The following is an 18,431-nucleotide window of genomic DNA, read 5'->3' as shown; positions in this document are numbered from 1 at the left end:
TGTAAATATTCTCAAACATTTCTTTCGGCATTTTAAATCCTACTGTCTTATCATTACGCCAATAAACAACTAATTGAACTTCATTGTCTTTTAATTCCACTTCTAATAATGAGTTTTCACCTCACGAGTGTTGATTATCCAAAATTATACATACGCCTTCCATAAATTTGGGCATACTCAAACAAAGCAGCGGCCATCCCGGATTTCCAATCGAGAGGAAGCTGCCCAGAGAAAAAACGGCGAACGAACGAAATGAAGGAAAGAGAGACGTTCGTCTGTTTTTTGGTTTGATCATACAGCCATCGCAGCAACACATACGCGATGAACGCCGCAAACAGTTGGTTGTATACCGCATTTTCCGTCGTGCCAAACAAGGTCGGGACATTCAGATATTGCTTCACCCAACGGAAAAAGACCTCAACAGTCCAACGTTGTTGGTACATGTCGGCAATGGTTTCCGCAGACGCATGGAAGAGGTTCGTCACGACCCGAATGTCGCGGCCATTCGCATCTCGAAAGATCACCACCCGGTGACGCTTGGTGGAGCGGCATTGTTTCGTCCCCAACTGGCACGTGAAGTCGGCTTGAACCGATGAGGATGTGCTGGAAAGGCGTTTCAAGCTTTTTTTCTGATGGAGTTCGATGTTGTCCTTCATCCGAATGACAAAGAGCTGATGTTGCTCCACAAATCGATCGAGGCGTTCGATTTTGAAATACGCCCGGTCTTCCACCAGCACTTGTTGAGCGTTCGTCAACTGTTCTCCCACCGGGCCATCATGACGCAGTCCGATGGTTTCCACCACGTCTGCCGGCAACGAGGATTCCGGCGAATACGCGACGTGCAGCTTCACCCCGGCGCGTTCGCCGTGATACGGCGCCCATGGCAGGCGGTTTTTCCCGACCGTGACGGTCGTCGAATCCACCACCCGAAGCGGTTTGGGAAACCGAAGCGAACGGCGGGTTTGGCGGTTGCACTTGGAAATGATCAACGCCAACAAGCGTTTCATGATGTCATAGGGAACTTCTTTCGCTTTCTTGGATACAGTTGAATAATGGAATCGCGGCAATCCATACAGAGGCCCCACATCGGCTCCGTGGCGAAAGCTTTTCCATTGATGCATGGCGGCCAGCAGGAAGAAGTGAATCAACTCGCGCAACGTAAAGGTTCGAGACGAATCACGATACCCAACCGCTTCGGCAATCAGTTGAATCTCTTCATCCGAAACAAGTTTTTGCATCAAATTCGGGAGTGTGGTATGCTTGTTCATAGAGAGCACCTCCTGGGTTTGTTTGTGTCGCTACTCACATTCTACAGGAAAGGTGCTCTTTTTTCTATACCCTTTGGATTTTATTGGATAATCAACACGCCTGAAGGATTATATTACTTTGCATTTGAAGAATACGTGGATCAAAAGGTGCGACCTTTTGATGATTCTATAAAAAATTCTTTAGAGTTAAAACGTTTTCCAGTATCAGATAAAGAAATACTTTCTTTAAAAGAGTTAGAAGCAATACTTCCTAGTTCGAAAGTAAATCATAAACTTAAAACGGATGCATCTATAATTTTAAACACTGAATTAAACAGAATATATATAGAAAAGTGGGAATATATAGACGAGATTTCACAAAAAGTTAACGGGAGGAGTTATGTAGATTTTTATAAAGAGTATTTTGGAGAAATAATGAATTTTGTTTACTCTAAGAAAAAAGAAATACTTGAAACATTAAGAAGAAAGTTAAATGAACAGTCGAAAAACTATCTTCATCCTGATTTGAATTTAAACTCCATTATTAGGGATATAGAAGTAACCACTAAAGAAATGAGGTTGAATTGCAACTTTAACCAGATTCAAATCCTATATAATTCAAATCGTTTTTCAATGTATTTTAATTATAAAGAACAAAAATTGTTCATATTGTTAAAAACACCCAAAGATTATATAGATGTGCTAAAAATTTGGCATGAATTTGGGCATGCTATTCATTATCAGAATATGGATAACTCTCTCTCTTTTGTATTTACTAAATTACATAACTTACACAATATGGAAGGGATAGCAATACTATATCAATTATTAGGAAATAAATATTACAACCATCCATTAGATTATAAAATATACAATATGATGTGGTGGGCATTTGTTGAGTTTTTTTCCTTATTCGAATGGCTAAATGCAATCAAACAAAAGAACATATCCGACATATTTATGCGTAATTTACAATTTATTTTTGAAAAGGTTCCTACTTATCCTTGTCCTATAAGATATTTCAATAGAGGGTTTAAGTCTTTCAGATATATATTGGGATTGTTTCTTGCTCTTGGTATAAGTGATTATTTACATGAAAACCCTCGCATTTCAGGAGAATACATTAAAGAAATAATGTATAGTGGGGGAATCAATAAAAATAATGAACTCATTATAAAAGGTTATCAAAATATGGTGAATTCGTAATACTTACCCATAATAATGGTGTTTCTAAATATATATTCTCGGAATAACTTCCGGTTTCCAAGCTTGAATTTCATGCCTCTCGTTTTCAAAAACCTCCCTCTATAAATATTGATCTGTAGATGAGCAAATTTGCTAACATAAATTTACAACCAAATAAAAAAGGAGACATGAACCCAACTCCTTGAGTAAAATAGATGTGCTCAAACCCATTCACACAAGGAGGTTCATGTCTCATGAATCGATGAGCACATCATCAACGAATCCACAAGTTTTTCATGACGTTGGGATTGGCGCTTTATTTCTCGAAGCCGGTCATCAAGCATCTCGTTTACCTTGTCGACGCCTTGACGACCAAGGGATGTTCGGGGACATTGACGGATGTCCGGTACTGGAGTTTTCATCCGAATCATCGAACCACGCTCAGACACTTTTTCACGAAAAGCCCTTGGGATGAAGAGACGTTGCCTCGCAAACTCCAGCAAAGGATCCTTCATCGCATCCAGCGAATCGCCAAACAGGAGAATCAACCCCTTTTTGTTTCGATGGATGATCCCATTTACCAAAAAGCGAAGCCTTCGTCACGGGCTGCCCGCGCCATTCAAGGGGGTGATTGGCATTTCTCTCACAAAGATCATCCATCCGTCTGGGGGCATTCGCTCGTTTGGCTGATGGTGCACACGTTCACGCAAGCGTTTCATCTGTATGACAAAACGGCGGGAAGAAGCAAGGTTGACCTAGCGATCGAGATGCTTTCCTCGCTCAAGGGGAAGTGGGCTCAGCCGGTGTATGTGCTCATGGATTCCTAGTATCCGTCCCAAGCGCTCATCGAAGCCTGCTTGAAACAAGGATTCCATGTCATCGCTATGCTCAAGACGAACCGGATTCTCTATCCGAAAGGCATCGCCATTCAAGCGAAGGAGTTTGCCCGCTATATCGAGCCCAACGACACCCGCCTCGTCACGGTGGGGAACGAGCGTGATCGTGTCTACCGCTACGAAGGCGCGCTCAACGGTCTTGATGACGCGGTGGTGCTGCTTGGAAGGCGGATGAACCGATGACGCCGGATCATCTCCATGTTGTCTTCGACACCGACCGGGAGCTGAGTGACGAAGACATCTTGCGTTACTATGCCCATCGCTGGACGATCGAATGCTTTTTCCGGCAGGCCAAAGACCAGCTGAAGTCAGGTGGACCGTGTTCGCCACGTTCGGGCGGTGAAACGGTATTGGACAGTGGTGCTCTTAGCCTGTGTATACAGCATCGCCGAATCTCAACAAGACCTCTCTTCCGGCCTGGAGCTTCTTCGGTCTCGGAAAGGGCACAGCGTCGTCGAGTTCATCGATGACGCCGCAAAGCAAGATATTCCCATTGATGTGATCAAAAAACAGCTCCATGTCGCCTAAGGGGTACCCTGTTTGTCTCTTAGGCATGGAAATTATTGTAATGAAAAATGCTCATCTACAGTTAATAATTTATTTCCAGCAGTCATCAATTTAGTTGCTATTCCGCCAGCTTCACCTAATAAGTACCCTCCAATTCCACCCTTGATAAAGCCAATTATTGATTTCTTTAATACGTATCTCTCAAGCATTGTAAAGCCATATTTAGCAGCTTTGTAGGCTATCCCCCCTCCTATAGCTCCCCCGAAGAAAAAGAACGCGATATTAGTTAAGGTATTTGCTCTAAAATCATCTGCCAAACTTTTAACAATCCTATGGAACAAAGATTTCATAGATGCTTTCCAAGACCAATGGCCATTTGGATCGATATACTGTATAGGATCGTTTTTAGCGTATGCGTACTGATTCCAACTCTGCGGATCGTCCTCAACCCCATCGACTGTATCTCTCGTCAAGAACCGTCCCATATTCGCATCATAATACCGCGCCATTAGGTAGTATAGCCCGGTTTCCTCATCGTAATCATACCCGGCATAACGGTATGGGTTCGCTGTTGCCAGCGCACCGGTTTTAGACACAATGTTGCCCCATGCGTCATACTCGTATTGGGCGACGACATTTCCGCTTGCGTCCGTCAATGCGACGACATCTCCATGGCCGTTCAAATGATAGTAGTAAGTGGCTCCGGCTTTCGTCATCGTGACCGGGCGGCCCAATGCGTCCCACGTATATTCCGCTGTGATGTTGTTGTTGGCGTCTGTTTCATACAACAGACGAATCGAGTCGCCATCGTAGTGATAGTAAGTCGTACCGCTTGATGTTGTTTTGCTGATGCGTCTTCCTTGATGGTCATACGTATAGGTTGCGATCGTAGTGCCCGATGCGTTTTTTACTTGAATGAGACGGTTTTCGTCATCATACACAAACGTTTTGTTGCCGTTGTTCGTTAAATTCCCGTTCACATCATATGTGTATGCCTGTCCGTTAACGGCTGTTAGTTGGTCGGCGGCGTCATACGTGTACGTAGTCGTTGTAGTTGTTCCATTGTTGACGATTTTCTTCGTCCGGTTGCCAACCGATAGGCAAAGGATATCGTTTAATTTAATCTGGATGTCAATAAGATTATAGCAATGCAATACAAAGACACGTAATGATCCAAATAATGTAAATCACCAATCGGTTAAGATGACTATAAAAACCCGCCCGCACTCTCATTCGTTTGCTATTGCCAAAAGTTCATCCATCACGATTTTTCCCTGTAACGGCTGGAAAAAAGCTTGTCACCTCTGTTTTTCGGCCATCATGAAATAACTACATACTCAACAGCCAAAACATTATGATGAACAAGGGGGAAGAAATGATGAGAATAGCTGATTTTCTTAAAAGATCATTATGCAAATGGCAACCATTCGATTATGACGAAACGAAAGATCCGGAAATGATTGAAGGATTCATTGTTTTTGAAGATGTAACATATTTTGAAACAGATTGCGTTAAAGACTTTGATGTTGATGAAATATTGGAAGTGGTGCTTATTTCCGCCACTCCATCGCTTGAAAAAGTAAAAATAGTCACCGACGGGGTGAACATTATCATGATCGAGGCGGGGAGTGTAGAGTGGCACTCACTTTGAGCGCCATGCTTAAAGGTAATTCTTGCAATGCGCGCAATACCGTTGGTCCGATAGTTTACGTTTTGAGAAACAGAGAGAGGCTTGTCGGCTGTCCAAAAACGCGGCGATGCATAGCCCCGGCATCGAAGCGGTTGTCAGCGATACAAATACGGAGTGCCATAATATTCCGTCCGGTTGAGCTCCGGGTATTCGGAAGTGAAATGAATGAAAATCGGGCACCAATCACAAAACGGGTACGTGTGAAAAAAAGCGCGGTCGCCGTAGCGAATAGCTTCGAGCGCCAACGGCAATTCTTTCTTGAATACGTTCGCTCGGCGCGCATTTTCTTGTCGGCCCATTTGCCGGTTGCCAACGAATACATAGAGAAACAATACTAGCTGTTGCCCGGCTTGTTTCCATTCACCGAGCACTTCATCGCGTTGAGAAGTGAGCTGATCAGTGACAAATGCGCGGGAGACGGTGAGGAATAAGGCGCCAGTCGTGTCCGAGTGGGTTAAGGTGTACAGACGGCCGTTCACCGGTGACAGCTGGGTGATTCCAGCGGTCTGGGTGACGTGCAGTCGCTCGGGAGAAAGGTGTTTCATGGCGGTCCTCCTTCTTCTGTGGAAAGTGGTCGATCTCATTTATCTATATGTGCCTTTATTGGCGGCGATGACAAAACAAAACCGAACGGGACGGTCGATCCGCGTTCGGTTTTGCTTTTTATGAGGTGGCGGTGGTCGCTTCTTTGTCCGCAGCGGCTTCATGATGGGCCAGCGGGGCGGCAGGATCGGCCCATTGTGGCCGCCAGGCGATGCAAAGCGCCCCGCCGATGATGCCCAAAATCGTGCCGACTAAGAAGCCGCCCAAGGCGCCCATGATCGATAAAATCGCGCTGAACATGCCGATGATGCCGATCAAGGTGGACAATCGTGGCATGGCGTAGGCCAAAACGCCCATCAACCCAACCATGCCGCCGAGGAAAAAACCGGCAAAGACCATGCTGCCAGGGACAAGGGAAATTTCATAAAGCTGCGCTGGAACCCATAAAATCACAAGGCTTGACAGCAAGAGAAACGTTGCCCCCCAAAACGGCCGCCGTTTTTGCCATTGACGAAACCTACGCCAGGCAGAACGAATCGCATTCACGGCTTCTCATCCTTTTAATTGAGTTTTTCAAAGTACACTTTCATCCCCGGAAGAGTGACTTTTTGCTGGAACAAATAAACCGTTTTGATGTCACCGTTTTCGATCGTAATGCTGTCCGCTCCTTGTGTGAATTCTTTCGCCGCTTTTTCAACGGGATTGTTCGTATCGCCGACGTAGCTTTCTTTCATGGTCAAGCTGCCGAAGGAAATGTTGCCGTCGATTTGTGTTGCTTTTTGCACAAGCCCGTCAATCGACACGGGTTCGCTGGCGGCAATGATGACGCGAATGCCGAGCGCTGGAAAGTCTTTTGAAATCCGCAGACCTTGAATGGTTGCTTTTTCCATCTCATTGACGAAGACGGGTGTCTGCGGCGCATTGCCGGCTTCCGCCACTCCACCGTACATTTTGAAACCGCTGCCAGTAAGTTTGTTAAATTGGACAGTAAATTCACCGACCCCGCTGATGGGCACGGCATAGGCGACGCCCGTCAATCCAAAGATGGACAGTAGAGTGCCGAGAAACAGAAACCCCCCAAGCAGTGCGGCGAGCAGCGGCTTTTTCGCCGTGCGCCCCCCAATGATGACCGATTTTGTTGCCATGTCCATGATTTCTCCACCCCCGTTATTCAATGGTTCGCGCTGTAAGCGCTTTATTTTTATGTTAAAATCTTATGATAATTCAATATATTTATAAATCCCTATGTTTGTCGGGTTTTTCTTTCCGCCTTTATAGACAAAAAATGTGGTGAACAAAAGAAGGAATTAACCGCTCGAATGAAAAAGTAGATGATCAAAGCAACCGATTACTAACGGGGATGCGGGGGGATGGGGATGTCGAAGGAATTAAACGATCATTTGCTTCGTTTGCTGCAGGAAGCGGCCGGCATCTTGCATAGGTATGAGAGGGAGTTGAATCGGGAATGGGAGCGGATCGGGAAAGCGCTTGGCAAGCGGAATGCGCGGGTGCAAGAGGTGTTTTCCGCGCTTTGCGAATTCGTCCAAGCAAGACTGCTCCCGTACGGGGGCGAGCATCCAACGGATGAGCAGCTCGAACGCATCGGAGCGTTTCCTCCGGAGATGATCATCTTTTCTTTGAATGTAATGGAAAATACGGTTCATCAAGTGCTGAAGGCACATGCGCTAGCGGCCTCCGCCTTGCACCCGGCCGTGCGCTATTTGTTTTTCAAATGGAATGAATGGCTGTTGTATGAAGTGAATGAACAATCATTCAAAATGAGCCGCGATTTTGCTTGGAAAACAGAATCATTGTGGAAAGACGCCGTCATTTTGTTCAACGAATGGATTTTGCGGGCGCAGACGTTGGCGGAATCGGCCAGACATATTTGTTTTGGTTTCTCCTATTTTCTTCCTTTCAACCGCTGCGCGCTGTTTCAATTTGTCAATCAGGAGAGCACAGCCATCGGTCTGTCCGGACATGGGGTGGACCATGAGCACATTCAGCGGTTGCGCGTCGAATTGGACAATATTCCGATGTTGAAAGAAAGCGTGGGAAAATTGAAAGCGGAAGTGCATGAATTTCGCCATTTTCGTCCCATTTACGTGCCGAGGGCAGCCGAACAGTTTCCAAAGGCATATGTGGAGTCATTTGAGTTGGCTTCGCTGGTGATCGTTCCGGTGTATGTGCCGACAGAGGGGCGAATGATTGGGGGCGTCGTTCTCGATCGCGGGCCAGGCCGTTTCTTTGAGGTTGACCGCCGCTTGTTTCCCGCGCTGATGAAATTTGGCCAAAGCGCGGGGGAGTTGTTGCTGAAATGGATCGAGGCGCCGAAAAAAGAATGGGAAGGAATGACGGAATCTCTGTCGCCAAGAGAAGTGGAGATTTTGAAGCTGCTTGCGGACGGAGCCTCGACGGCCGAAGCCGCTGATCAGCTTTATTTGAGCGAATTTACAGTGCGGGATTACATTTCGAGCGCCTTGAGGAAACTCAACGCGAAAAACCGGACGGAAGCGGTGGCGAAGGCGCTGCGTCTCGGGCTGATCGGATGACGAGCGGGATCGATGGGCCGGCTTCATCTGATTTCACAAGATTTTCACCGATTGCTCACCGGTTGGACATTCTTTTGTTCTATACTCCTTGCTGAAAAACAAAGCAGGAGGGAAAACTGTGGAACAAGCAGCGAAACTGGTGGACAGGCAGCGGCCGATGTATATGGCAGTCTGGAGGTGGCATTTTTATGCCGGCATTTTCTTTGCGCCTTTTTTGATCATTTTGGCGCTGAGTGGGGCCGTCTATTTGTTTAAGCCACAGATCGAATCGGCGCTGTATGGCCATTTGTATGAGGTGGACAAAATCGGAGGAAAGCGGCTGCCTTTGGTTGAATTGACGGAGCGGGTCAAAAAACAATACCCGCATTACCCCATCGTCTCTGTGACGCTCGAAAAAGAAGCGAAGCGGACCGTGAAAATCGGGATGATGGACAAAGGAGAAATGGTGTTTGCCTTTGTCAACCCGTATACCGGGAAGATTCAAGGTACCTTGCGCGCCGATGAGAATTGGACGGAAATCGCGAAAAAAATTCATAGCGAGCTGCTCATTGGCGGAACGTTGGCGAACCGCTTTGTGGAGCTGGCGGCTTGTTGGGGGTTCGTTTTGTTAGTGACCGGGCTGTATTTGTGGTGGCCGCGGCAATCATTCTCGGTTTTCGGAACGTTTTGGCCGCGCTGGCGGGCGAAAAAACGTTTGGCTTGGCGCGACTGGCATGCGGTGACGGGGATATGGATGAGCGGCGGGATTTTGTTGCTCATTGTGACGGGCATACCGTGGACAGGGATCATGGGAGAAGCGATCAATCAGGTGGCAACAGCGACGAACACCGGTTATCCGCCGTTTGCGTTCAGCTTCGGGCCCAAACCGGAATCGAAGGTTACGAAAGAAGTGGCGCAAGATGTGCCGTGGGCGACCGAGCAGCTGCCGGTGCCTTCAGTTCACGGGCGCAACACGACCTCGTTGTCGATCGATGACGTGTATGCGATCGCGGAGGAGAAAAAGGTGAAAAAGCCGTTTACAATTTCGCTGCCGGAAGGCCCAAAAGGGGTGTTTACGGTGGCGACGTCGAAAACCAAGCCGTGGGATAACGCCACCTTGCACATTGACCAATATTCAGGCCGGGTGCTGAGCGATGTTCGCTTTTCCGACTATGGCGCATTGGCCAAAGCGATCACGATTGGCATTGCGTTTCATGAAGGACGGTTGTTTGGCCTGGCGAACCAGCTGATTAATCTCGTTTTTTGCCTTGGGCTTATCGTTTTGGCCGTAAGCGGCTGGGTCATGTGGCGGAAGCGGAAGCCAAAGGGATTAGGAGCACCGGCGCGGGTGCGGGACCCACAAACGGTGAAAACCGTCTGGGGCGGGATGATCGCCGCCGCCATCGTAATGCCTTTGTTTGCGTTGTCTCTCTTGTTCATCTGGCTGTTTGACCGCCTGATCGTTCCGCGTGTACCGAAACTGCGCGAGTTTTTGGCGGCGTAACGGGGGCGCGACGGTTGGTTGCCGGCAGCGAAATCGAACGATATGACGGCTATTGCCCCTGACGCCGCGCGTCCGTTGTTTACGGGAGATTCTAGTATAGCTTCGAGAAGGGCTACACCGCTGTTTTCCGTAATCGCTCGATGACTTGTACCGAATGCGGCAAGGTTTTTCTATTTGAGAAATGAGGATGGGAAGCGGCATGCACGATTAAATCACGATCACTCTAGACTCTCTGGCGGCGAAGGAAGATTTTGGCCTTCGCCGCTTGCTTTTGTTGTCATGTTTGGGCGCCGGCGTCATACGTATCATAAAGAAGCCATTTTTGATTTTGCGCAAAGGAGGAACTGCGTGTGAACCAACCGTATGCCTCTCCACAGTTGTTCGCGCTCATCGATCCGTATGTATACCATACTTTGCAAGGCGTGCGCGGCCAAGAGGTGGTGGTAGAAACCGTCCGCGGTTCGATCCAAGGGATCGTGAGGGATGTGAAGCCGGATCATCTCGTCATTGCCGCGCATCAGGCGGTTTATTATGTCCGCTTGGCGCAAGTCGTTTCCGTTCGCCTCGGCCATAACTGAAAAAGGAGGAAAAGGCGGTGGTCTTTCAGCGAATCGACCGGTTGGCGATTGAGTTGCCGAAGCCGAAGTACGCAGATCCCAATGCGGCGGCGGCCGTGCAGGAGCTGCTTGGCGGGCGCTTTGGGGAAATGTCGACGTTAAATAATTATTTGTTTCAGTCATTCAATTTTCGGCAAAAAAACAAGCTTCGCCCATTTTACGAACTGGTGGCAAGCATTACTGCCGAAGAGTTCGGCCATGTCGAGCTCGTGTCCAACGCGATCAACCTTTGTTTGACCGGCTCCACCCACCCAGGTGATCCGGATACAGCGCCGATGAAGGACGCGAAAGACAAGCGCAATACGTATCATTTTATCGCCACGGCGCAGACGGCGTTTCCCGGCGATTCGATGGGGAAGGCGTGGACGGGGGAGTACGTGTTCAACAGCGGCAACTTGATTTTGGATTTGCTTCATAACTTTTTCCTTGAGTGCGGAGCGCGCACGCATAAAATGCGCGTCTATGAAATGACCGATCACCCGACGGCCCGCGAGATGATCGGCTACTTGCTCGTGCGCGGGGGCGTTCATATTTTAGCGTATGCGAAAGCGTTGGAAGTGGCGACCGGTGTGGATGTGACCAAGATGCTGCCGATCCCGAACTTGGATAACCGTGTGTTCGACGAGGCAAGAAAGTATGAGGATCAAGGCGTCCACCGCCGGCTTTATACGTTCAGCGATCGCTATTACCGAGAAATCGCCCGCATTTGGCAGGGCACGCATCCGAGCGATGGAAAGCCGCTCGAGGTGGTGGAAGGAGCTCCCCAAGGAGGGACGATCCCGGAGTTGGACGACGTGCCGGAAGAATTCGCCCCTGGGATTTCGGCGGAAGACTTTTTCGCAATAGCCAAGCGGCTGCAGCGATCGGCCGGATTGTGATTGGGCGCCCAATGGCGCCTCATTTTTTGCAAAGCCGGCCATTGACTAGCATCGTATCGTTCCTTTCCCTTGGTTCCGCAAACGCATCAACGAAAAGCCCAGCCCCATTGACTAGCATCGTATCGTTCCTTTCCCTCCCGCGTCTACGATCGAAGGAGCGGTCCGTTTTCTTCCTGCTGTCCGTTGGCGGCAATCGTTTGGAGCACAGCGAGGAAGCGGCGGGCGCTTTTCGGCAAATACCGTTGTCGGTCGAGGATGGCTGCGGCTTCTGCGGTCATCGACGAGTCGGTGATCTCGAATACGTCGATGCCGGGGAGGCGAAACAAGGCCACGGTTGATTGCGGCACAATGGTGGCTCCGAGGCCTTGGGCGACAAGGGAAAGCAAGATCGTCGCATCCGGGCATTCGCATAGGATGTTCGGTTCAAAGCCATGGCGGCGGCATTCCTCGATGACTCGCTCGTACTGTCCGGCGCCGTGCACCCGGTGAAGAAGGAGAAGCGGCCAATTGGCAAAATCGCGCATGCATAGCGCGGTTCGTCCGTTGTTCCATTGCGCCGGCAAGACGCCGACATAACGCTCGCTCGCCAGCTGGATGACGTCGTAATGAGCTGCATCCATCGGCAGGCGGACGATGCCGATGTCAATGTGCCGCTCTTGAAGCAGCTGGTAAATGGAAAACGTATCCCCCTCCCGAAGATGGAAGGTCACGTTCGGAACTTGTTCGTGGAAGTGACGGATCGCTTGGGCCAAATAGGAAAAACACGATTTGACGCAGCCGATCGACAGCGTGCCCGCCGTTCCGTCTTCGATTTCTTTCACTTCCGCCACGGCGTCATCAAGCTGGCGCAGCAGTTGTTTTGCCTTTTCGTAAAACGCTTTGCCCGGTGGGGTGAGCTCCATTTTTTTCGCCTTCCGGTCAAACAAAAGAACACCGAGCTCTTCTTCGAGCTGCTTCAGCTGCTGGCTGAGCGGCGGCTGGGCGATGTGAAGCTTTTGCGCCGCTTTGGTGATTTGTCCCTCTTCGGCAATCGTGACGAAGTATTTCAGCTGTTTCACATCGATCATGCGTTTGTCTCCTTTCGTTCGCGGATTCTCTTTCGGTTTTTGGGAAATGGCGCTGGTGGAGAAAGGGGAATGCCCGCTTCGTCCGCTTGTATACATTTTTCATATCGGTACGTTTATTGTTTTTGTATTTTTCATATATGAAATCATATGTTATATTAATTTTGAACATTCAGAATGAAAGCGCTTCCTTATCCATTATACCCGAAAACGGAGGGGATGAAAATGCCGGCCAAAACAGGAAAGGAGTATATGGAGCGGCTCAAGCAGGCGAAAAGCAGCGTGTACATCCACGGGGAAAAAGTGGAGGATGTCACCGTTCATCCCGCGTTCCGCAACGTCATCCGCTCGATGGCGGCGCTTTACGATCGGCAATACGAAAAGCCGGAGAAGATGTTGTACCGGTCGCCGACAACCGGGCAGCCGGTCGGAATGACGTTCATTCAGCCGACTACGATCGATGAGCTCATCGCCCGCCGCGAGGCGACGCAAGAGTGGGCGCGGATGTCGGCCGGAATGATGGGGCGCTCGCCTGATTATTTGAATGCCGAAGTCATGGCGATGGGCATCGCCAACGATTTGTTTGCCGAAGACGATCCGATGTTTGCCGAAAATGCGAAAAACTACTATGAATACGCGCGGGAACACGACATCAGCTTGACGCATACGCTCATCCATCCGCAAATGAACCGCGCCAAGGCGCTGCACGAACAAAACGATGCCGATGTGCCGCTTCACTTGGTGGAACGGCGCAAAGACGGGATCATCGTCAGCGGCATCCGCCTGTTGGCGACGCAAGGCGGCATCACCGATGAAATTTTAGTGTTTCCCTCGACCGTGAAAAAAGCGACATCCGGCGAAGACCCATATGCGCTTGCCTTTGCCATTCCGAACAATACGCCAGGCGTGAAGTTCATTTGCCGCGAGGCGTTTGACTACGGGCGGAGCGCGTGGGATCATCCGCTGGCATCGCGCTTTGAGGAAGGCGATGCGATCGTTTCGTTTGAAAATGTGTTTGTGCCGTGGGAGCGCGTGTTTGTGTGCGGCAATTCATCGATTTGCAACCGGACGTTCCGGGAAACGAACGCGGTTGTTCATATGTCCCATCAAGTCGTGGCGAAAAACATCATCAAAACGGAGTTTTTGCTTGGCGTCACCCTTTGCCTCATCGAAGCGATCGGCATCGGCGAGTTCCAGCATGTGAAAGACAAAGGGGCGGAAATCATGCTCGTCCTCGAGACGATGAAAAGCCATTTGTACCGGGCCGAGCACAATGCGAAGCGAGACCGTTGGGGAACGATGACGCCCGATTTTGCCGCGCTCGATGCCGCGCGCAACTGGTATCCGCGCATTTATCCGCGCCTAGCGGAGATCATCCGCATTTTAGGGGCATCGGGATTGATGGCGATTCCGACGGAGGCGGATTTTCAGCACGAGGAAATTGGCGACATCGTCCGCCGGGCGATGCAAGGGGCGACGGTGGACGGCTATGAGCGCGTCCAGCTGTTCCGGCTCGCTTGGGATCTCACGATGAGCGCGTTCGGCGCCCGGCAGACGCATTACGAATATTACTTTTTCGGCGACCCCGTTCGGATGGGGATGGCGTATTTCGATGGCTACGAAAAAGAGCCGTATAAACAGTTCGTGCGCGAATTTTTGCGCGGCGCCAAAAGCGTGTTCATTCCGGCTGACAACAAGCATTGACCGTTCATTCGCACGTTCGCAAACACGGATCGGGGAACAGCGGAGGGTGCGCGGTTGCGGCGTTTCCTAAGAGGCTGGTGATTTCGTGCAAAATTTCTCAATTAGGGAAACCTTGCAGAATCAGCTTTCTTTTCTGAATGAAAATACCGCCGATTCGTGTGTGACAGTCGTTTTTCACCGCCCTTCTAAGGTTGCCGCCGCTCGAAAACAGGCGTTCAGTGGCGCGCAAGCCGAGCGGATTTGGGCGTGCTGCGAGATGTTTGAAGCGAAAGGATGTGGCCAGCAACAAGGAACGTTTTGTTCCATGTTCGCCATCAGAAAAGAAGGATTCTTTCTGTCGGCCACCCAACGCTAGATGAAGGAAGGTTGCGAAAGGGGGAAGAGAGCGATGGCATTTTCCATTATTCGCTGCGCCCGCGCGGTGCTGCATGTGACCGATTTGGCCGCCGCCCGCGATTTTTACGAACGGGTGCTTGGGTTTGTCGTGACGGAAGCGGATGAAGATCATCTGTATTTGCGGGGACTTGAAGAATATCATCATCATAGCCTTCTCTTGAAAAAGGCGTCCCGCCCTGCGGTCGAAGCGCTTAGCTACAAAGTCGGTTCCGAGCAGGAATTGGAAGCGCTTTATGAATGGTTTGCGGCGCAAACGCTGCAGCCGAAATGGCTCGAAGCGGGAAGCCAGCGCGCCGTCGGCAAGGCGTTTCGCGTGCAAGATCCATCCGGACTGCCGCTTGAGTTTTTTGCCCATATGGAGAAAACCGAGCGGTTGTTGCAGCGGTATGACTTGCACCGCGGCGCCCGCGTGCAGCGCATCGATCATTTCAACTGCGCGGTGACGGATGTAAAGAGTGCATATGACTTTTATGTCCGGGGTCTGGGCTTTGCCTGCTCAGAATATACGGAAACAGAGGATGGGAAGCTTTGGGCGGCATGGCTGCATCGGAAGCAAAACGTCCACGATTTGGCGCTGATGAACGGAAAAGGGCCGCGCCTTCACCATATTGGGTTTTGGCTGCCGGATCCGCTCAGCCTGATCCATGCGTGCGATGTGCTGGCGGCGGCCGGATATGCAGCGAACATTGAACGCGGGCCGGGCCGTCACGGATTGTCGAATGCCTTCTTTGTCTATTTGCGCGATCCGGATGGCCATCGAATCGAGCTGTACAACGGCGATTATTTGACGAGCGACCCCGATTTTCCGCCGATCCGCTGGGATTTGGATGATCCGCGCCGGCAAACGTTCTGGGGCCATGCGGCGCCGGACAGCTGGTTTGACGAGGCGTCCATCGTCCTTGACGTTCACAGCGGCCAGCCGGTCGAGCCGAATGAACCGATGTTGGCGAAGCGGAAACCGACCTTCCTGATTTAGAAAGCTGATTTCATCTATCGAAAGAAACATAGCGTTTCCGGCGGTTTCTCCATGATAAAATAATATATGATTTTATCGTTGATTTCGTATATGATTGTATGTAAAATATAAGCAAGATTCAGAAAAATGCAGGCGATAGGAGGCAAGGGGATGGCATACCGCGAAGTGAAAGAACGGCTGCGCGGCTCGATCGCGCCGGTCGTCACGCCGTTTGATGAAGAGGGAAACGTTGATCTGGCAGCTCTGACGGCGCTCATTGACTGGCATATCGAAAGCGGCACACACGGCATTTCGGTGACGGGAACATCAGGAGAACCGAGCTCGCTGACGCTGGAAGAACGAAAGCAGGTGATGGAAGCGGCCAAGAAGGCGGTCGCCGGGCGCGTGCCGTTCGTGCCGGGGACGGGGTCGACGAACCATGCGGAGACGATCGAGCTAACGAAATTCGCCCAAGAAATCGGGGCTGATGCCGCGATGGTCATCGTCCCCTATTACAATCGTCCATCCCAACAGGCACTGTACAAGCATTTTCAGGCGGTGGCCGAGGCGGTCGACATCCCGATCATTGTCTACAATATCCCTGGCCGGACGGCGGTCAATTTGGAGGTCCAAACATTGGCGCGGCTGGCCGAAGATTGTCCGAACATTATCGGCGTGAAAGAGTCGAACAAAGACTTTGAGCACGTCAACCGGGTGCTATGGCATTGCGGGCGTGATTTTCTGCTGTTTTCCGGCATCGAGCTGTTGTGCTATCCGATGCTGGCGATTGGCGGCGCCGGGTCGATCAGCGCGACGGCGAACGTCGTGCCGCAAAAAGTGGCCGAACTGCACGACGCTTGGTTTGCCGGCGATGTCAAGCGGGCGCAAGATCTTCATTTTGAATTGATGGAACTCAATGACGTGCTGTTTATCGAAACGAACCCGGGCCCGGTGAAAGCGGCGCTCGGCATGATGGGGAAAATCACTCCGAAGCTCCGGCTGCCGCTCGATTTGCCAAGCGAAGAGAACGAGCGGAAAATCCGCCGCACGCTCGTCAAATACGGGTTGCTGGCCGAGACGCCGCAATGAGCGCGCTTGCTGAGGAAGGCAGGGGAGTGATCCTTGCCGGCTGGGATGTAGGGAAGCGTCGGCGTTGGTCATCGATATGAAAGGGGGAAGGGCGATCATGAACGTGCGGTTGCGCTTGGCTGGTCGACGGCATCTGTTCGAGGCGAAAGCGGATTGGCGGAGCGGAACGATGACGCTGGAGGGACGGACCGCGCCCATTGACGAATGGGAGTGGGAGGCGCCGGACGTTGGCGCTCTGTATGGGGTGGCGCTTAATGACCGATGGGAATGGGAAGGGATGGCCGAGGCCATGACCGCTCCGCCGTACGAGCAGCCACCAAAAGGGCCTGTGCTGTATATGAAGCCGGCCAATACGATCAACACCCATCGCCGGCCGGTCGTTCTCCCGCCCGGTGTCCAACGGCTTCGCGCCGCCCCGGCGCTCGGTTTGGTTATCGGGCGAACCGCCGCGCGCGTGCAGCGCGAGCAGGCGCTCGATTTTGTATTCGGTTACACGATCATCAATGACCTGTCGATTCCGCACGAACAGCGGTACCGACCGGCGGTGAAGGAGCAGGCGCGCGACGGGTTCACTCCGGTCGGCCCGTGGATCGTGCCGAAAGAGGAAACGGTGCCGCTGTCATCGTTAATGGCGCGCGTATATGTCAATGGTCAGCTCGTTCAGTGCGCTGATCTCCGCCGGTTCCGGCGTCCTCCTGAACAATGGCTGGCCGAGGTGACCGAATTTATGACCCTTTACCCGGGCGATGTGCTGTTTTTCAGCTGGCCGGCTGACGCGCCGCTCGTGAAGGCGGGAGACGTGGTGCGCATCGAAATGGACGGAATCGGTGTGTTGGAAAATCGGATCGTTGGCGAAGAAGGGGGAGGAGGGTCATGAAGCGGGCGCGCGTGGCGTGGAACGGAACGGTGACCGACGCGGTGCCGCTTGACGACGGCCGCCTTCTGTTGCCGGATGGGGCGGTGGCCGCTGAGAGCGACGTCATCTGGCTTCCCCCGGTCGAGCCGCGCACGATCGTGGCGCTTGGATTGAATTACGCCGATCATGCGGGGGAACTGTCGTTTGCCGCGCCGAAAGAGCCGCTTTTATTTTTCAAAGGGAAAAACACGCTCATCGGCCATCGCGGCCGAACCGTTCGCCCCGACGGCGTCAACGTGATGCATTATGAATGCGAGCTCGCGGTCGTCATCGGCCGCCCGGCCCGCCGGGTAAAAGCAGAGCGGGCGTATGACTACATTTACGGTTACACGATTGCCAACGATTACGCTGTTCGCGACTACTTGGAAAATTATTACCGACCGAATTTCCGCGTCAAAAACCGCGACCGAACGACGCCGCTCGGCCCATGGATCGTCAGCCATGAGGAAGTGGGCGATCCGATGGCGCTTCGTTTGCGGACGTATGTCAATGGGGCGGTTGTTCAGGAAGGGTATACGGGCGATATGATCTTTTCGATCCCGTATTTGCTCGAGTACATCACCGAATTCATGACGCTCGCGCCTGGCGACCTGATTTTGACCGGCACGCCGAAAGGGGCGGTGAACGTCCAGCCCGGCGACGAAGTGGTGACGGAAATCGAACGCATCGGCCGGCTCGTCAATTACATTGAATAGCAGGTAGCGGTGAT

At 51.3% G+C, this 18,431-nt stretch carries 17 protein-coding genes and 1 pseudogene; 12 read left to right on the top strand and 6 right to left on the bottom strand.

Going from position 1 to position 18,431, the window contains the following annotated elements; genetic code table 11:
• Window positions 1-134 precede the first annotated feature (134 nt).
• Complete coding sequence (locus ACTVIM_RS15075) at window positions 135-1,268, bottom strand: IS4-like element IS5377 family transposase (RefSeq protein WP_015375695.1); 1,134 nt, start codon at window positions 1,266-1,268, stop codon at window positions 135-137.
• Here ACTVIM_RS15075 and ACTVIM_RS15070 point away from each other — a divergent pair.
• On the top strand, window positions 1,257-2,453 hold the full coding sequence (locus ACTVIM_RS15070; protein WP_445613056.1) for a hypothetical protein: 1,197 nt from the start codon (window positions 1,257-1,259) through the stop codon (window positions 2,451-2,453). The two genes, ACTVIM_RS15075 and ACTVIM_RS15070, sit on opposite strands and share 12 nt — an antisense overlap.
• A 275-nt stretch (window positions 2,454-2,728) precedes the next feature.
• Window positions 2,729-3,856 (top strand): annotated as a pseudogene (locus ACTVIM_RS15065) (IS701 family transposase).
• 32 nt (window positions 3,857-3,888) lie between these two features.
• Here ACTVIM_RS15065 and ACTVIM_RS15060 read toward each other — a convergent pair.
• On the bottom strand, window positions 3,889-4,989 hold the full coding sequence (locus tag ACTVIM_RS15060) for an RHS repeat domain-containing protein (RefSeq protein WP_445613055.1): 1,101 nt from the start codon (window positions 4,987-4,989) through the stop codon (window positions 3,889-3,891).
• A gap of 224 nt (window positions 4,990-5,213) precedes the next feature.
• Here ACTVIM_RS15060 and ACTVIM_RS15055 point away from each other — a divergent pair, with 224 nt between their 5' ends.
• Window positions 5,214-5,486, top strand: a complete 273-nt coding sequence (locus tag ACTVIM_RS15055; RefSeq protein WP_445613054.1) for a hypothetical protein — start codon at window positions 5,214-5,216, stop codon at window positions 5,484-5,486.
• A gap of 134 nt (window positions 5,487-5,620) precedes the next feature.
• Here the strand turns inward: ACTVIM_RS15055 and ACTVIM_RS15050 are convergent, their stop codons facing one another.
• The 3 genes from ACTVIM_RS15050 to ACTVIM_RS15040 form a co-directional block, all read right to left on the bottom strand.
• Window positions 5,621-6,070: a staygreen family protein gene (locus ACTVIM_RS15050; RefSeq protein ID WP_445613053.1), complete on the bottom strand. Its 450-nt coding sequence runs from the start codon at window positions 6,068-6,070 to the stop codon at window positions 5,621-5,623.
• Between the two features lie 118 nt (window positions 6,071-6,188).
• Window positions 6,189-6,614 (bottom strand): DUF6114 domain-containing protein, encoded by a 426-nt coding sequence (locus ACTVIM_RS15045; protein ID WP_445613052.1) that lies wholly within the window; start codon window positions 6,612-6,614, stop codon window positions 6,189-6,191.
• Between the two features lie 14 nt (window positions 6,615-6,628).
• Window positions 6,629-7,219, bottom strand: coding sequence for a DUF6230 family protein (locus ACTVIM_RS15040; RefSeq protein ID WP_445613051.1), 591 nt, complete (start codon window positions 7,217-7,219; stop codon window positions 6,629-6,631).
• Between the two features lie 225 nt (window positions 7,220-7,444).
• Between ACTVIM_RS15040 and ACTVIM_RS15035 the strand changes: the two genes are divergently transcribed.
• The 4 genes from ACTVIM_RS15035 (at window position 7,445) to ACTVIM_RS15020 (ending at window position 11,598) form a co-directional block, all read left to right on the top strand.
• The gene (locus ACTVIM_RS15035) at window positions 7,445-8,620 is read left to right on the top strand and encodes a helix-turn-helix domain-containing protein (RefSeq protein WP_445613050.1); all 1,176 of its coding nucleotides are present in this window, start codon (window positions 7,445-7,447) and stop codon (window positions 8,618-8,620) included.
• A 118-nt stretch (window positions 8,621-8,738) separates the two neighbouring features.
• Window positions 8,739-10,103: a PepSY-associated TM helix domain-containing protein gene (locus ACTVIM_RS15030; protein ID WP_445613049.1), complete on the top strand. Its 1,365-nt coding sequence runs from the start codon at window positions 8,739-8,741 to the stop codon at window positions 10,101-10,103.
• Between the two features lie 350 nt (window positions 10,104-10,453).
• Window positions 10,454-10,681, top strand: a complete 228-nt coding sequence (locus tag ACTVIM_RS15025; protein ID WP_031407201.1) for a YuzF family protein — start codon at window positions 10,454-10,456, stop codon at window positions 10,679-10,681.
• Window positions 10,682-10,698: 17 nt separating this feature from the next.
• Entirely contained in the window at window positions 10,699-11,598 is a 900-nt protein-coding gene (locus ACTVIM_RS15020) for a manganese catalase family protein (RefSeq protein WP_445613048.1), read from the top strand.
• A gap of 143 nt (window positions 11,599-11,741) precedes the next feature.
• Here the strand turns inward: ACTVIM_RS15020 and ACTVIM_RS15015 are convergent, their stop codons facing one another.
• A complete protein-coding gene (locus tag ACTVIM_RS15015; protein WP_445613047.1) occupies window positions 11,742-12,665 on the bottom strand; it encodes a LysR family transcriptional regulator in 924 nt (307 codons plus the stop codon).
• A 222-nt stretch (window positions 12,666-12,887) separates the two neighbouring features.
• On the opposite strand from ACTVIM_RS15015, the gene hpaB reads away from it, so the two are divergent.
• The 5 genes from hpaB to ACTVIM_RS14990 all read left to right on the top strand — a co-directional run bounded on the left by hpaB (window position 12,888) and on the right by ACTVIM_RS14990 (window position 18,417).
• Window positions 12,888-14,366, top strand: a complete 1,479-nt coding sequence (gene hpaB / locus ACTVIM_RS15010) for a 4-hydroxyphenylacetate 3-monooxygenase, oxygenase component (RefSeq protein ID WP_445613046.1) — start codon at window positions 12,888-12,890, stop codon at window positions 14,364-14,366.
• 388 nt (window positions 14,367-14,754) lie between these two features.
• Complete coding sequence (hpaD, locus tag ACTVIM_RS15005) at window positions 14,755-15,738, top strand: 3,4-dihydroxyphenylacetate 2,3-dioxygenase (RefSeq protein ID WP_445613045.1); 984 nt, start codon at window positions 14,755-14,757, stop codon at window positions 15,736-15,738.
• A gap of 150 nt (window positions 15,739-15,888) precedes the next feature.
• Complete coding sequence (gene hpaI / locus ACTVIM_RS15000; protein WP_445613044.1) at window positions 15,889-16,806, top strand: 2,4-dihydroxyhept-2-ene-1,7-dioic acid aldolase; 918 nt, start codon at window positions 15,889-15,891, stop codon at window positions 16,804-16,806.
• Window positions 16,807-16,903: 97 nt separating this feature from the next.
• Window positions 16,904-17,683 carry a fumarylacetoacetate hydrolase family protein gene (locus ACTVIM_RS14995; protein ID WP_445613043.1) on the top strand — a complete coding sequence of 260 codons (780 nt, stop codon included), beginning with the start codon at window positions 16,904-16,906 and terminating at the stop codon, window positions 17,681-17,683.
• Window positions 17,680-18,417 carry a fumarylacetoacetate hydrolase family protein gene (locus ACTVIM_RS14990; RefSeq protein ID WP_445613042.1) on the top strand — a complete coding sequence of 246 codons (738 nt, stop codon included), beginning with the start codon at window positions 17,680-17,682 and terminating at the stop codon, window positions 18,415-18,417. Before ACTVIM_RS14995 ends, ACTVIM_RS14990 begins: the two co-directional genes overlap by 4 nt.
• Window positions 18,418-18,431: the final 14 nt, after the last annotated feature.

Source organism: Geobacillus sp. YF-1 (assembly GCF_052692335.1).
The sequence above is the reverse complement of the archived record's forward strand: the minus strand, read 5'-3'. Positions and strand labels throughout refer to the sequence as shown.